Here is a 14,232-nt window from a genome sequence, read left to right on the forward strand (position 1 = left end):
ATGACCACCACCAGCACCGAAACCACCCCGGTCATCCCCCTCCCGGCCCGTGCCGCCACCGCGCTCACCGGCCTCGGCGCCCTCGCCACCGCGGCCTCCGCCGCCCTCTCCTGGACCTGGACCCCGGACTTCCCCGGCGACCTCACCTACACCGGCTCCCCCGCCGGCCTCCAGTGGCTCGCCCTCACCGCAGGACTGCTCACCCTCGCCCTGCTCCTCGCCACCCAGGGCGTCCCCGGCCTGCGCTGGGCCGCCCCCAGCGGCAGCAACAACGCCGTCCTCTACGCGGCCACCGGCGCCCTCGCCATCAGCGCCTTCTCCGTCACCGCGATCTCCGTCGAACTCGGCGGCCTCGCCAACCTCGAACCCGGCGGCTGGGTCCTCGCCGCCGGCGGCATCCTCTCCGTCGTCGGCGCCCTCGGCCTCCCCCTGGACCGCCGCACCCACGTGCCGCTGCGCGTCCTGGACAAGCGCCTCTTCCTGCTCGTCCCCGCCGCCCCCGTCGGCTGGTTCGCCGCCCACGCCATCCCCGGCGACAAGCCCGTCGCCCCGGTGATGACCGCCCTCGCCGGCGCCCTCGCCATCGCCACCGGCGCCGTCCTGCTCCTCCAGCTCGGACACCTCGCCAACAGCCGGCTGCGCCTGGGCACCGTCGAGCGCCCGCTCCCCGCGGCCCGCCAACTCCCCTCCTGGGTCGAGATCCTGGTCATCGTCGCCGCCTTCGGCATCGGGCTCTTCGCGATCACCTTCGGCATCGACACCGAGTACGGCGAGCTCTTCACCGGCTACCTGCTGCTCGCCGGCCTGGTCGTCGCCGCCCTCGCCAAGGCCGGCCTGATCGCCCGGCTGCGCGCCCTCACCGTGAAGTACCGGCCGGTCACCACGGGCGCCGCCTTCGCCGCCGCGGCCAGCTTCCCGTTCACCCAGACCAGCGACCAGTACACCTCGGTCGCCACCAACATCCTGATCTTCGCCACCGTCGCCCTCGGCCTCAACATCGTCGTCGGCCTCGCCGGTCTGCTCGACCTCGGGTACGTCGCCTTCCTCGGCGTCGGCGCCTACGCCGCCGCCCTGGTCTCCGGCTCCCCCGCCTCGCCCATCCACGTCCAGTTCCCGTTCTGGGCCGCGATGCTCACCGGCGCCGCCGTCTCCATGGTCTTCGGCGTCCTCATCGGCGCCCCGACCCTGCGGCTGCGCGGCGACTACCTCGCCATCGTCACCCTCGGGTTCGGCGAGATCTTCCGCATCACCATGCTCAACCTGAACGGCACCACCGGCCCCAAGATCACCAACGGCTCCAACGGCATCCCCCGCATCCCGGACCTGGAGATCTTCGGCTTCGACCTCGGCAAGCCCCACACCGTCGCCGGCATCGAACTCGGCCGCTTCTCCAACTACTACCTCCTGATGCTCCTCGTCACCGCCCTGGTCGTGCTCGTCTTCGCCCGGGTCGGCAACTCCCGCATCGGCCGCGCCTGGGTCGCCATCCGCGAGGACGAGACCGCCGCCGAGGCCATGGGCATCAACGGCTTCCGCCTCAAGCTCCTCGCCTTCGCCCTCGGCGCCTGCCTCGCCGGCCTCGCCGGCACCGTCCAGGCCCACGTCAGCTACACCGTCACCCCGGACCAGTACACCTTCGCCGAGGCGCTGCCGCCGAACTCCGCCTTCCTGCTCGCCGCCGTCATCCTCGGCGGCATGGGCACCATCAGCGGACCCCTCGCCGGCGCCACCCTCCTCTTCCTCATCCCCAAGAAGCTGGAGTTCCTCTCCGACTACCAGCTGCTCGCCTTCGGCGCCGCCCTCATCGTCCTCATGCGCGTCCGCCCCGAGGGCCTCATCCCCAACCGCCGCAGCCGACTGGAGTTCCACGAGGCCGCCATCCCCGCCCAGTCCACCGGCGACGACGTCGCACTCACCAAGGCAGGGGCGTGACCACCCAGATGACCACCACCGCCGCACCCCTGCTCGAAGTCACCGGCGTCACCATGCGCTTCGGCGGCCTCACCGCCGTCAACGACGTCAGCCTCACCGTCCGCGAGGGCGAGATCATCGGCCTCATCGGCCCCAACGGCGCCGGCAAGACCACCTTCTTCAACTGCCTCACCGGCCTCTACGTCCCCACCGAGGGCGCCGTCCGCTACCGCGACACCCTCCTGCCGCCCAAGCCCCACCTCGTCACCCAGGCCGGCATCGCCCGCACCTTCCAGAACATCCGGCTCTTCGCCAACATGACCGTCCTGGAGAACGTGCTCGTCGGCCGCCACAGCCGCACCAAGGAGGGCATCTTCTCGGCCATCCTGCGCGGCCCCGCCTACCACCGGGCCGAAGCCGAGAGCCGCGAGAAGGCCATGGAGCTCCTCGCCTTCACCGGCCTCGCGGACAAGGCCGACCACCTCGCCCGCAACCTCCCCTACGGCGAGCAGCGCAAGCTCGAGATCGCCCGCGCCCTCGCCTCCGACCCCGGCCTCCTGCTGCTCGACGAACCCACCGCCGGCATGAACCCCCAGGAGACCCGCGCCGCCGAGGAACTCGTCTTCGCCATCCGCGACCGCGGCATCTCCATCCTCGTCATCGAGCACGACATGCGCTTCATCTTCAACCTCTGCGACCGCACCGCCGTGCTCGTCCAGGGCCAGAAGATCGTCGAGGGTGACCGCGAGACCGTCCAGAACGACGAACGCGTCATCACCGCCTACCTCGGCGCCCCGCTCGAAGGCACCACCGCAGCACCGGAGGACACCCCGTGACCGCGCTCCTCGAGGTCGAAGACCTCCGCGTCTCCTACGGCAAGATCGAAGCCGTCAAGGGCATCAGCTTCACCGTGAACCAGGGCGAGGTCACCACCCTCATCGGCACCAACGGCGCCGGCAAGACCACCACCCTGCGCACCCTCTCCGGCCTCCTCAAGCCCACCGCCGGACGCATCACCTTCGACGGCCAGGACCTCTCCACCGTCCCCGCCCACAAGATCGTCTCCCTCGGGCTCGCCCACTCCCCCGAGGGGCGGCACATCTTCCCCCGCATGACCATCGAGGAGAACCTCCTCCTCGGGGCCTTCCTGCGGACCGACACCGCCGGCATCGCCGCCGACGTCGAACGGGCCTACACCCTCTTCCCCATCCTCGGCGAACGCCGCCGCCAGGCCGCCGGCACCCTCTCCGGCGGCGAGCAGCAGATGCTCGCCATGGGCCGCGCCCTGATGTCCCAGCCCAAGCTGCTCATGCTCGACGAGCCCTCCATGGGCCTGTCGCCGCTGATGATGCAGAAGATCATGGCCACCATCGTCGAGCTCAAGGGCGACGGGACGACCATCCTGCTCGTCGAGCAGAACGCCCAGGCCGCGCTCTCCCTCTCCGACCGCGGCTACGTCATGGAGACCGGCCGCATCGTCCTCTCCGGCACCGGGGCGGACCTCCTCCACGACGAGTCCGTCCGCAAGGCCTACCTCGGCGAGGACTGAGCCCCGGCACGGCGAAGGGCCCGGCGGATCACGATCCGCCGGGCCCTCCCCGTTGTCCACACCCACTCGGAGGCGTCCTACTCGGACGCGTCCTCCTCCGCCTTCTTGCGGTCCTGGGCCTCGCCCTCCTCGATGACCGCCTCGGCCACCGCGGCCATCGTCATCCGGCGGTCCATCGACGTCTTCTGGATCCAGCGGAACGCGGCCGGCTCGGTCAGCCCGAACTTCGTCTGCAGCACGCCCTTCGCCCGGTCCACCAGCTTCCGGGTCTCCAGCCGCTGGGTGAGATCGCCGATCTCCTTCTCCAGCGCCCGCATCTCGGTGTACCGCGACACCGCCATCTCGATCGCCGGCACCAGGTCCGCCTTGGAGAACGGCTTCACGATGTACGCCATCGCGCCCGCGTCCCGGGCCCGGTCCACCAGCTCCCGCTGCGAGAACGCCGTCAGCATCAGGACCGGCGCCAGGTGCTTCTCGTGGATCTGCTCGGCGGCGGAGAGCCCGTCCAGCACCGGCATCTTCACGTCGAAGATCGCGAGGTCCGGCTGCAGCTCCTCGACGAGCCGCACCGCCGTCGCCCCGTCCCCGGCCTCGCCGACGACGGTGTACCCCTCCTCCTCGAGCATCTCCTTGAGGTCGAGGCGGATCAGCGCCTCGTCCTCGGCGATCACGATCCGGGTGATCTGGGGCGTATCGGTCTCAAGCGGCTGTGCCTGCTCGTCGGCGGTGCTCACGGGGCTCCTAGTTCCGGCGGGGTACTGCATGCACGAGGGTACCTAGCTGCGCCCGACAGCGCTCACGGGGTATCCTTCACAGGCGCAATCTTGCCGGGTTGGTGGAAGGGCAGACACGATCGCCTCAAAAGCGATTGTCCGAAAGGGCGTGTGGGTTCGAATCCCACACTCGGCACCAGAAATTCCTTGTATTCCCAGGCTGCAGGAAATTCACCTGATCTAGTGGATCGCCACAAAGGCGCCCACCCCCCGGCACGAAGCACCCCATGGTGATCCGCATGGGAAACCAATCCGTGCGCGAACAGGCCGTACACCTTCTCCGTCGAGGCGTGACCAATGCCGAGGTGTCCCGCCGTCTCCGCGTACCGCAGGGCACCGTCTCCTGGTGGAAGCACCGGGATCGCGCCAAACACGGCGCGCTGCCGGGACGCGCCCGCTCCACGTGCCCGCACTGCTACGGGGACCAGCTGGACCTCCCCGCGTACGCCCACCTCCTGGGCCTCTACCTCGGGGACGGTCACATCCTGCCCGCCAACGAGTACCGCAGGACTCAGAGCATCCAGATCAGCTGCGACGACAAGTGGCCCGGCATCACGGACTCCGTCGAGGCCTCCCTGCGTCTGGTCTTCCCGAGGAACAAGCCCTGCCGGGTCCGGCGGGCCGGCTGCCATGACGTCAAGCTCTACTCGAACCACCTGACCTGCCACTTCCCCCAGCACGGCCCCGGCAAGAAGCACCAGCGCACCATAGCCCTGGAACCGTGGCAGCAGGAGATCGTCGACGCCCACCCCTGGGAGTTCCTCCGCGGCCTGATCCACTCGGACGGCTGCAGGATCACCAACTGGGCGACCCGTACCGTCAACGGCGTCGTCCGCCGCCACGAGTACCCGCGGTACTTCTTCGCCAACACCTCGACCGACATCATCGGCCTCTTCACCGCCACCCTCGACGCCGTCGGCGTCGAATGGAAGGCCTCGGTCCCCCGCTCCACCGGCCAGATCAACATCTCCGTCGCCCGCAAGGCCTCCGTGGCCCTCATGGACGCCCACATCGGCCCCAAGCACTGACGGCGGCACGGGCGTGCCGCGCCGCCGTCGGTGGCCGGTGCCGGTCAGTTGTCCAGGGCCCCGACGTGGTGGACGCGGACGAGGTTGGTGGAGCCGGCGAGGCCGGGCGGGGAGCCGGCGGTGATGACGACGATGTCGCCCTTCTGGCACCGCCCCAGTGAGAGCAGCGCGGCGTCGACCTGTTCGACCATCTGGTCGGTCGTCGGGGCGAAGGGGCCGAGGAAGGTCTCGACGCCCCAGGTGAGGGCGAGTTGGCTGCGGACGGCGGGTTCGTAGGTGAAGGCGAGGACGGGGATGGGCGAGCGGTAGCGGGTGAGGCGGCGGGCGGTGTCGCCGGACTGGGTGAACGCGATGAGGTACTTGGCGTGCAGGAAGTCGCCGATCTCGGCGGCGGCCCGGGCGACGGCGCCGCCCTGGGTGCGGGGCTTGTTGCCGGCGGTGAGCGGGGGGAGGCCCTCGGCGAGGACGTCGTTCTCGGCGGCCTCGATGATGCGGCCCATGGTCCGGACGGTCTCGACGGGGTACTTGCCGACGGAGGTCTCGCCGGAGAGCATCACCGCGTCGGTGCCGTCGAGGACGGCGTTGGCGACGTCAGAGGCCTCGGCGCGGGTGGGGCGGGAGGCGTTGATCATCGAGTCGAGCATCTGGGTGGCGACGATGACCGGCTTGGCGTTGCGCCTGGCGAGCTTGACGGCGCGCTTCTGGACGAGCGGGACCTGTTCGAGGGGCATCTCCACGCCCAGGTCGCCGCGGGCCACCATGATGCCGTCGAAGGCGTCGACGATGGATTCGAGGTTCTCCACGGCCTGCGGCTTCTCGATCTTGGCGATGACGGGGACGTGACGCCCCTCCTCGGCCATGATCCGGTGGACGTCCTCGATGTCGCGTCCGCTGCGGACGAAGGACAGCGCGACGAGGTCCGCGCCGGTGCGCAGCGCCCACCGCAGGTCGGCGACGTCCTTGTCGCTGAGCGCGGGGACGGAGACGGCGACGCCGGGGAGGTTGAGGCCCTTGTGGTCGGAGACGAGGCCGCCTTCGAGGACGAGGCAGCGGACGCGGGGTCCGTCGACCTCGGCGACTTCGAGGGTGACGCGGCCGTCGTCGACGAGGATGAGTTCGCCGGGGGTGACGTCCTCAGCGAGGCCGGGGTAGGTGGTGCCGCAGATGTCCTTGTCCCCGACGACGCCGTTGTCGGTGGAGATCGTGAACTCGTCGCCGCGTTCGAGAAGTACGGGGCCGTGGGCGAAGGTGTCGAGCCGGATCTTCGGGCCTTGAAGGTCGACGAGGACGCCGACGCTGCGGCCGGTCTCGTCGGCGGCTTTGCGGACGCGGCGGTAGCGCTCCTCGTGTTCGACGTGGGAGCCGTGGCTGAGGTTGAGGCGGGCGATGTCCATTCCGGCGTCGACCAGGGTTTTGATCTGGTCGTACGAGTCGGTGGCCGGCCCGAGGGTGCAGACGATTTTTGCTCGGCGCATAGTGCTGAGACTAGGCATTACCGGCGCGTAACCACGAGGCGGGTCCGAACCGCGGGATGACCTTTGCGGTAAGGAGAGTTGAACAATCTGACACGCCCTCGGACCGGTGTGCGAGGGGCCGTCGGGGGCGCTCCGGCCGCGGGGCGTGCCGATGCGATTCCGTGAAGGGGTGTTCACTCCCGGTTCACCGTGGCTTCGGCCGCCGCTCCCCGCCCGGCGGGACGCTCGTCACCCCCGGGTGTCCACCCGGTCGGCGGGGCGGACGAGGAGAGCGTTCGGTATGAGACGTGCGGTGGGGGTGCTGGCGGCGCTGGTCCTGCTGGGCGGGGTGACGTACGCGCTGGTTCCGGGGGACGATCCGGGCGGCGGGGATCCGGTCACCGTGTCCGGTCTGATCGGCTCGGAGAAGCGCGACTTCTTCCAGGACCAGCGGGTGGTCGACGAGTTGGCCAGGCAGGGTCTGAAGGTGAACGCGGAGAGCATCGGGTCCTGGTTGATGGACGGTGACGTGAAGGACTTCGCGTTCCCGGCGAGCCAGCCGCCGGCGGACAAGCTCCGCCAGGAGTGGGGGATCAAGGAGGTGCCGGTCCAGCCGTTCTACTCGCCGCTGGTGATCCTCGCGCACCGCCCGGTGGCGGACGTGCTGAAGCAGAACGACCTGGCGACGCTGGACCAGGCGACGGGGCTGTGGACGTTCCGGATGGACGCCTACGTGGCCGCGCTGAAGGCGGGCCGCACCTGGTCGGACCTGAAGGGCTCGGCGGAGCACGCCGAGCTGCGCGGTCCGGTGTTCCTGACCACGACGGACCCGGAGTCCTCCTCGTCGGGGGCGCTGCACATCGCCCTGTTGTCGTACCTGGCGAACAACCGCCAGGTGGTGTTCGACCAGTCGGGCATCGACGCGACGAAGGACCTGCTGCGGACGGCCACGGCCGTCCAGGGCGGGCAGAAGAGCAGCAGCGACGAGCCGTTCAAGGCCTTCCTGGCGGGGGTGGGGAGCCCGCTGGTGCTGGCCTACGAGTCCCAGGCGGCCGCGATGGTGCTCAAGGGCGAGCAGACCGGGGACATGGTGGTGCTGTACCCGGACACCACGATCTACACCGACCACACGATCGTCGGCCGCACCGCGGCGGGCCGGAAGCTGGCCGCGCAGTTGCACGACAACGCCGAGCTGCGCCGCCTGGAGGCGCAGTACGGGTTCCGTCCGCAGGACGATCCGGATGCCTTCGCGGCGCTGGTGAAGGGCAAGAGCCCGGCGCTGGCGCCGAACCTGGCGGCGGCGAAGGTGAATCAGCCGCCGGTGCCGGTGCCCGATGTCCTGACCAGGCTGATCAAGGCTGCCAAGGGGAAGGCCCAGTGAACTTCCGTATGCACAGGCGCAGTTGGTTGGCGGCCGCGGTGGCGGCCCTGTTGGCGGCCACCGCCTGCACGTCCTCGGGCGGGGAGCGTCCGCCGGCTCCGAAGCCGTCCGATCCGCCGGCGGCGACGGCGCAGCCGGGGGTGCTGCGGGTGCTGGCCGGCAGTGAGCTGCAGGATCTGGCGCCGGTGCTGGAGGAGGCGCGGAAGGCGACCGGGGTGACGGTCCAGTTCTCCTGGACGGGTTCGCTGGACGGTGCGGACGCGGTGTCCTCGGGCCGGGCGGACGGCAAGTACGACGCGGTGTGGTTCCCGTCGAACCAGTACCTGCGGCTGGACGACGCCGGGAAGTCGAAGGTGCTGTCGGAGACGCCGGTGATGGTGTCGCCGGTGGCGGTGGGGGTGCGGTCGTCGGTCCTGGACGAGCTCGGTTGGGGGGACGGGTCGAAGGTCTCCTGGGCGCAGGTGGGGGACGCGGCGGCGGCGGGCCAGCTGTCGTACGGGATGTCGGACCCGACCCGGTCGAACTCGGGCTTCTCGACGCTGGTGGCGGTGGCGGCGGCGTTCTCCGGCGCCGGGTCGGCGCTGAGCGAGGCGGACGTGCAGAAGGCCACGCCGCAGCTGAAGCGGTTCTTCGCCGGGCAGAAGCTGACGTCGGGGTCCTCGGGGTGGTTGGCGCAGGCCTACTCCCGGGCGGAGCCGGGGAAGGTGGGGGCGCTGGTGAACTACGAGTCGGTGCTGTTGTCGGTGAACCGGTCGCTGCCGAAGGAGCAGCAGCTGACGGTGGTCCGGCCGGTGGACGGGGTGGTGTCGGCGGACTACCCGCTGTCGTTGCTGTCCTCGTCGGCGCAGCGGGAGCGCGACTCGTTCCAGCGGCTGACGGCGTACCTGCTGAAGGAGGACGTGCAGAAGCGGATCTCCGAGGTGACGCTGCGCCGTCCGGTGGCGCCGGGGGTGGCGCCGGCCGCGGGTCTGCCGTCGGACCGGCGGCGGGAGCTGCCGTTCCCGGGGAGCCGGGCGGTGGCGGACGGGCTGTTGGCCTCGTACCAGAACGAGCTGCGGCGGCCGTCGCGGACGGTGTACGTGCTGGACACCTCGGGTTCGATGGAGGGTCCGCGGATCGCGTCGCTGAAGGCGGCGCTGAGCCGGTTGACGGGGGCGGACGACACGCGGGGGGTGCGCCGGTTCCGGGACCGCGAGGAGGTGACGCTGCTGTCGTTCGCGTCGACCGTGAAGTGGGCGCGGACGCACGCGGTGCCGGCGTCGGGGAGCCAGCCCGGTCCGCAGGCGGAGCTGGCGGCGATCGACGCGGACGTGCAGTCGTTGTCGGCGTCGGGGGGTACGGCGCTGTACGCCTCGTTGGAGGAGGCGTACCGGGTGATCGCGCGGCAGCAGTCGGCGGCGGGGGACGACCGGTTCACGTCGATCGTGCTGATGACGGACGGGGAGAGCAACGAGGGGGCGACGGCGGACGACTTCCAGCGCTTCCACGCGGGGCTGTCGCCGGCGCAGCGGGCGATCCCGGTGTTCCCGATCAGGTTCGGGGAGGCGGCGGTGGGCCAGTTGCAGGGGATCGCGGACGTGAGCGGTGGGAAGCTGTTCGACGGGTCGGGGTCGCTGGACGGGGTGTTCGAGGAGATCCGTGGCTACCAGTGACGGGTTCCTCCGCCGGGCGCTGGCGTACCTGGAGTCGACCCGGAACCTGGTCGGCTGCGGGGCGGGCGCGGTGGGGCTGGGGCTGCACTTCGCGGGGCTGGGCGGGGTGTGGTGGCCGGGGGTGGTGGCGGGGCTGTACGGGGCGGGTGCGCTGTTGACGCCGGGGGCGCGGCGGGTGGTGGTGCCGCCGGTGCCTCCGGTGCCGAAGGTGCCGCCGATGCCGACGGGCTCGGCGCCGCGGCCGCGGCCGGCGCCCGCGGAGCCGGCGGAGGGTTCCGGGGCGGTGTCGGCCTCCGGCGCCGGATCGGTCCCGGCTCCGGTCGCGGCCGCGGTGCCGGATCCGGAGCTGGTGGCGTTGGCGGCGTACCTGGACACGGTGGTGGTGCCGGCCTCGGCGGGGGTGGACCGGCTGCTGGAGGCGCTGCGGTCGGCGGGGCCGGGGCCGGTGGCGGACGGGATCGTCCGGTTCGGGCTGCCGGTGGCGGTGGCGGGCTACCTGCGGGCGCTGGCCTGGCGGCCGTGGGCGGGGGCGGACGGGTCGGATCCGGAGGCGGAGCTGGGCCGCGAGGTGCGGCGGCTCTCCTCCGAGCTGGGCTGACGAGCCGGGCCGACGAGCTGGGCTGAGGGGGCGTCGGGGGGCGGGGGGCATCGGGGGGCGTCGGGGGGCGTTCCGGTGACCGCCCTTACCACCTCACCCCCCGCCCACCGCCGTCACGAACGAGTCGCCAAGATCTCACCTGTTGGAAACGTCGGAGGGCTATCCATCGCCGGGGCCCGCACGGCACACTTCTACGCGCGTCCCTCTACGCGCGTCAATGCACTCGCGGACGCCATCCGCACATCCTCAGCACGCCAGTTGACGGTCCATCCGGCCGTCAGTTCCCACCCGGGAGAGTCGTCCATGCCCCTGAACCGCCGTGACTTCGTCACCCGGTCCGCCGCCACCGCCGCCGGCGCCGCCCTGGTCGGTGGAGCCTCCCTCGCCGCCGCCCCCGCCGCCGCGGCCGCCGAGCCGGACACGGCGGCCGCCAAGGGCAAGCGCAAGAGCCGCAAGCAGGCCTTCACCGTCATGGGCACCACCGACCTGCACGGCCGGGTGCTCAACTGGGACTACTTCACCGACGCCGTCTACGCCGACAAGGCGCACAACGAGGTCGGCCTCGCCAAGATCTCCACCCTGGCCAACCAGGTCCGCGAGGAGAAGGGCTGGGACCGCTGCCTGCTGATCGACTCCGGTGACATCATCCAGGGCACCCAGCTGACGTACTACTACGCCCGGATCGAGCCGATCGCCACCGACGGCGACAACGTGCCCGACCACCCGATGGCCGTCGCCATGAACCTCATGGGCTACGACGCCGCCGCGCTCGGCAACCACGAGTTCAACTACGGCATCCCCACCGTGAAGGCCTTCGAGGACCAGCTGGAGTTCCCGCTGCTGGGCGCCAACGCGCTGCACGCGAAGAACGAGAAGCCGGCCTTCAAGCCGTACGTCATCAAGGAGCTGCACCTGGGCGAGGGCCGGTCGCTGAAGGTCGGCATCCTCGGCCTCACCAACCCGGGCATCGCGATCTGGGACAAGGCCAACGTCTCCGGCCAGATGGTCTTCCCGGGCATCGTCGAGACCGCGGCCAAGTACGTGCCGCGGATGAAGGCGGCCGGCGCGGACGTGATCGTCGTCTCGGCGCACTCCGGCATCGACGAGGCGACCACCTACGGCGACCAGCTGCCCTGGCCCGAGGACGCCTCCGGCGAGATGGCGGAGACGGTCGCCGACATCGACGCGGTGCTGGTGGGCCACACCCACAAGGAGGTGGCGCAGCGGCTGATCGTCAACAAGAAGACCGGCAGGACCGTGGTCCTCTCCGAGCCGCTGTGCTGGGGCCAGCGGCTGAGCTGCTTCGACTTCGAGGTCGAGTTCGCGGACGGCGCGTGGAAGGTCCTCTCGGTCTCCTCGCGGGTGCTGAACTCCAACACCGTGCCGGAGGACCCGGAGATCGTCAACGCGCTCACCGAGCAGCACAAGAAGGTCGTGGCGTACGTCAACCAGCAGATCGGCACCTGCAAGACGGAGCTGTCCATCGCCGAGTCGCGGTTCCGGGCGACCCCGATCATCGACCTGATCGGCCGGGTGCAGGCGGACGCGGTGAAGGCGGCGCTGGCGGGCGGGCAGTACGCCGGCCTGCCGGTGCTGGCGCAGGCGGCGCCGTTCAACCGGACCGCGGTGATCCCGGCGGGCCAGGTCAAGCTGCGCGACGCGGCCGGCCTGTACATCTACGAGAACACCCTGGAGGCACGCGTCCTGACGGGTGCGCAGCTGAAGGACTACCTGGAGTTCTCGGCGAAGTACTACAACCAGCTCGCCCCGGGCGCTCCGGTCGACAAGGACGCGCTGACCGGCGCGGAGGCCACGCCGGACTACAACTACGACTCGGTCTACGGGCTGAGCTACGACATCGACGTCGCGCAGCCGAAGGGCCAGCGGATCGTCAACCTGTCGTTCCAGGGCAAGCCGATCGACCCGGCCGCCGAGTTCGTCCTGGCGGTCAACAACTACCGCGCCAACGGCGGCGGCAACTTCCCGCACGTGGCGAAGGCGAAGCTGGTCTGGTCGAACTCCGACGAGATCCGCAACACGATGATCGCCTGGGTGAAGGCCAAGGGCGTCATCGACCCGGCGGACTTCTTCACGAACTCCTGGCGCCTGGTCCGCGCCGGCCAGCCGGTGTTCTAGTAGCACGATCCACGAAGGCCGTCGGCGCGGGACTCGCTCGTCCCGCGCCGGCGGCCTTCGTGTCCGTTCACGGTGGAAGAATGGCGCCATGAGCGAGTCGCAGATCGCAGAGCGCCACGCCCGGTTGCTGGCGTACGCGCAGAGCCTGACGCCTCCGGCCGGGTGGAAGATCGAGATCTCCGGCGACGAGATCATCATGATGGCCGGCCCGTCGGTGATCCACCAGCGCAACCTCCTGCTCGTCCGCAAGCAGTTCGAGGCGCACGAACCGGCCGACATGATGCCGAGCGAGAACACCGACCTCGCGTCACCGAACGTCGGCAAGCTGCGCAACCCCGACCTGACCTACATCCCCCTCTCCGTCCTCGAATCGGGCGGGACGAAGGTGCCTGCCGAGCAGACCGCGATCGCGGTGGAGATCGTCTCGCCCTCGAACCCGGAGAACGACCTGGTCGGCAAGGTCCGCGACTACCCGTTGATGGACATCCCGCTGTACCTGGTGATCGACCCGCGCGTCGGCGAGATCATGCTCTACTCGGATCCCTCCGGTGGCGTCTACCACCAGCAGTGGACCGGGAAGTTCGGCGACCTGGTGCCGATCCCGGAGCCGTTCGGTTTCGAGCTGGCGACCGATGCCTTGCTCCGGTATCCCGACTGACCGCTGCGCCGATGGCACCGGAGCGAACATCCGGCGAGACGATCGGACATCTTCCGGAGACTGGAGGATATTCATCGGCTCGTTCGATCTTCCTATCGTTGGGGACATCGAGAACGGCCCCACGGGGGGCCGGTGATGACCGGTAGGGAGAGTTCGATGCGTGCGGTGGTGCAGAAGGCGTTCGGCGGTCCGGAGGTCCTGGAGGTGGCCGAGGTGGAGCGGCCGACGCCGCGGTCCGGCGAGGTGCTGGTGCGGGTGCGCGCCAGCGGGGTGAACCCGGTGGACGTGGCGGTGCGTTCGGGTCTGCTGCCGATGCTGGGCGAGCCGCCGTTCGGGGTGGGCTGGGACGTCTCCGGGGTGGTCGAGGAGGCCGGGGCCGGCGCCCGGTTCCGGGTCGGCGACGAGGTGTTCGGGATGCCGTTCTTCCCCCGGGCCGCGACCGGCTACGCCGAGTACGTGGCGGTGCCGTCGCGCCAGGTGGCCCGCAAGCCGGCGGGCCTGGACCACGTGTCGGCGGCGGCGCTGCCGCTGGCGGCGCTGACCGCCTGGCAGGGCCTGGTGGACGCGGCCGGGGTCGGCCCGGGCACGCGGGTGCTGATCCACCGGGCGGCCGGCGGTGTCGGCCACTTCGCCGTGCAGATCGCCAAGGCCCGCGGGGCGTACGTGATCGCGCTGGCGAGCGAGCCCAAGCACGGCTTCCTCCGGGAGCTGGGCGCGGACGAGGTGATCGACTACCGGACCGCCGACTACACCGCGCTGGTCTCGGACGTCGACGTGGTCTTCGACTCCTCCTCCGAGAACGTCCGCGCCCTGGAGGTGCTGAAGCCCGGCGGGGTGCTGGTGAGCATCATGGAGCACTGGAACACCGAGCTCGCCGCGGCGATCGAGGCCGCCGGGCGGCGCTTCGCGGGCGTCTCGGTGGAGCCGGACTACGCCTCGTTGGAGGCGATCGCCGCCCTCGTCGAGGAGGGCCGGATCCGCCCGCACGTGGCCGCGACCTTCCCGCTGGAGGAGGCCGGCCGGGCGCACGAGCTGGTGGCGTCGGGTACGGTCCAGGGCAAGGTCGTGCTGACCGTTGAGTGAGATCGCAGG

At 70.8% G+C, this 14,232-nt stretch carries 12 protein-coding genes and 1 tRNA gene; 11 read left to right on the forward strand and 2 right to left on the reverse strand.

Translation table 11 applies throughout. The annotated features are described in order from the left end of the window. The 3 genes from ACIA8Q_RS28700 to ACIA8Q_RS28710 are packed head-to-tail and all read left to right on the forward strand — an operon-like array spanning position 1 to position 3,460. Positions 1-1,932: a branched-chain amino acid ABC transporter permease gene (locus ACIA8Q_RS28700; protein WP_360212494.1), complete on the forward strand. Its 1,932-nt coding sequence runs from the start codon at positions 1-3 to the stop codon at positions 1,930-1,932. Positions 1,933-1,940: 8 nt separating this feature from the next. Beyond that, positions 1,941-2,747 (forward strand): ABC transporter ATP-binding protein, encoded by an 807-nt coding sequence (locus ACIA8Q_RS28705; RefSeq protein ID WP_360212496.1) that lies wholly within the window; start codon positions 1,941-1,943, stop codon positions 2,745-2,747. Beyond that, positions 2,744-3,460, forward strand: coding sequence for an ABC transporter ATP-binding protein (locus ACIA8Q_RS28710; RefSeq protein ID WP_360212429.1), 717 nt, complete (start codon positions 2,744-2,746; stop codon positions 3,458-3,460). Before ACIA8Q_RS28705 ends, ACIA8Q_RS28710 begins: the two co-directional genes overlap by 4 nt. Before the next feature lie 77 nt (positions 3,461-3,537). Here the strand turns inward: ACIA8Q_RS28710 and ACIA8Q_RS28715 are convergent, their stop codons facing one another. Next, on the reverse strand, positions 3,538-4,194 hold the full coding sequence (locus tag ACIA8Q_RS28715) for a response regulator (RefSeq protein ID WP_360212431.1): 657 nt from the start codon (positions 4,192-4,194) through the stop codon (positions 3,538-3,540). 92 nt (positions 4,195-4,286) lie between these two features. Here ACIA8Q_RS28715 and ACIA8Q_RS28720 point away from each other — a divergent pair. Then, positions 4,287-4,372 (forward strand) — tRNA-Leu (locus ACIA8Q_RS28720). Positions 4,373-4,466: 94 nt separating this feature from the next. Next, the gene (locus ACIA8Q_RS28725) at positions 4,467-5,261 is read left to right on the forward strand and encodes a helix-turn-helix domain-containing protein (protein ID WP_396317936.1); all 795 of its coding nucleotides are present in this window, start codon (positions 4,467-4,469) and stop codon (positions 5,259-5,261) included. A gap of 44 nt (positions 5,262-5,305) precedes the next feature. Here the strand turns inward: ACIA8Q_RS28725 and pyk are convergent, their stop codons facing one another. Next, positions 5,306-6,736 (reverse strand): pyruvate kinase, encoded by a 1,431-nt coding sequence (pyk, locus tag ACIA8Q_RS28730; protein ID WP_360212435.1) that lies wholly within the window; start codon positions 6,734-6,736, stop codon positions 5,306-5,308. A 280-nt stretch (positions 6,737-7,016) separates the two neighbouring features. Here pyk and ACIA8Q_RS28735 point away from each other — a divergent pair, with 280 nt between their 5' ends. The 6 genes from ACIA8Q_RS28735 to ACIA8Q_RS28760 all read left to right on the forward strand — a co-directional run bounded on the left by ACIA8Q_RS28735 (position 7,017) and on the right by ACIA8Q_RS28760 (position 14,223). Further along, positions 7,017-8,096 (forward strand): hypothetical protein, encoded by a 1,080-nt coding sequence (locus ACIA8Q_RS28735; RefSeq protein WP_396317929.1) that lies wholly within the window; start codon positions 7,017-7,019, stop codon positions 8,094-8,096. Between the two features lie 8 nt (positions 8,097-8,104). Next, on the forward strand, positions 8,105-9,748 hold the full coding sequence (locus tag ACIA8Q_RS28740) for a VWA domain-containing protein (protein ID WP_396317930.1): 1,644 nt from the start codon (positions 8,105-8,107) through the stop codon (positions 9,746-9,748). Beyond that, a complete protein-coding gene (locus ACIA8Q_RS28745; RefSeq protein ID WP_396317931.1) occupies positions 9,735-10,346 on the forward strand; it encodes a hypothetical protein in 612 nt (203 codons plus the stop codon). The genes ACIA8Q_RS28740 and ACIA8Q_RS28745 overlap by 14 nt, the downstream gene beginning before the upstream one ends. A 303-nt stretch (positions 10,347-10,649) precedes the next feature. After that, positions 10,650-12,482 (forward strand): 5'-nucleotidase C-terminal domain-containing protein, encoded by a 1,833-nt coding sequence (locus ACIA8Q_RS28750; RefSeq protein WP_360212442.1) that lies wholly within the window; start codon positions 10,650-10,652, stop codon positions 12,480-12,482. An 88-nt stretch (positions 12,483-12,570) separates the two neighbouring features. Beyond that, complete coding sequence (locus ACIA8Q_RS28755) at positions 12,571-13,140, forward strand: Uma2 family endonuclease (RefSeq protein WP_360212444.1); 570 nt, start codon at positions 12,571-12,573, stop codon at positions 13,138-13,140. A 156-nt stretch (positions 13,141-13,296) separates the two neighbouring features. Continuing rightward, complete coding sequence (locus ACIA8Q_RS28760; protein ID WP_360212446.1) at positions 13,297-14,223, forward strand: NADP-dependent oxidoreductase; 927 nt, start codon at positions 13,297-13,299, stop codon at positions 14,221-14,223. The last annotated feature ends 9 nt before the right edge of the window (positions 14,224-14,232 follow it).

It is taken from the genome of Kitasatospora sp. NPDC051705 (assembly GCF_044453265.1).
Taxonomy (GTDB): domain Bacteria; phylum Actinomycetota; class Actinomycetes; order Streptomycetales; family Streptomycetaceae; genus Kitasatospora.

What these genes read in the sequence shown, in the direction of transcription:
- ACIA8Q_RS28755 (WP_360212444.1), top strand. Translation starts at nt 12,571, where the DNA reads ATGAGCGAGTCGCAGATCGCAGAGCGCCACGCCCGGTTGCTGGCGTAC.
- ACIA8Q_RS28740 (WP_396317930.1), top strand. Translation starts at nt 8,105, where the DNA reads ATGCACAGGCGCAGTTGGTTGGCGGCCGCGGTGGCGGCCCTGTTGGCG.
- ACIA8Q_RS28735 (WP_396317929.1), top strand. Translation starts at nt 7,017, where the DNA reads ATGAGACGTGCGGTGGGGGTGCTGGCGGCGCTGGTCCTGCTGGGCGGG.
- ACIA8Q_RS28700 (WP_360212494.1), top strand. Translation starts at nt 1, where the DNA reads ATGACCACCACCAGCACCGAAACCACCCCGGTCATCCCCCTCCCGGCC.
- ACIA8Q_RS28750 (WP_360212442.1), top strand. Translation starts at nt 10,650, where the DNA reads ATGCCCCTGAACCGCCGTGACTTCGTCACCCGGTCCGCCGCCACCGCC.
- ACIA8Q_RS28705 (WP_360212496.1), top strand. Translation starts at nt 1,941, where the DNA reads ATGACCACCACCGCCGCACCCCTGCTCGAAGTCACCGGCGTCACCATG.
- pyk (WP_360212435.1), bottom strand. Translation starts at nt 6,736, where the DNA reads ATGCGCCGAGCAAAAATCGTCTGCACCCTCGGGCCGGCCACCGACTCG.
- ACIA8Q_RS28760 (WP_360212446.1), top strand. Translation starts at nt 13,297, where the DNA reads ATGCGTGCGGTGGTGCAGAAGGCGTTCGGCGGTCCGGAGGTCCTGGAG.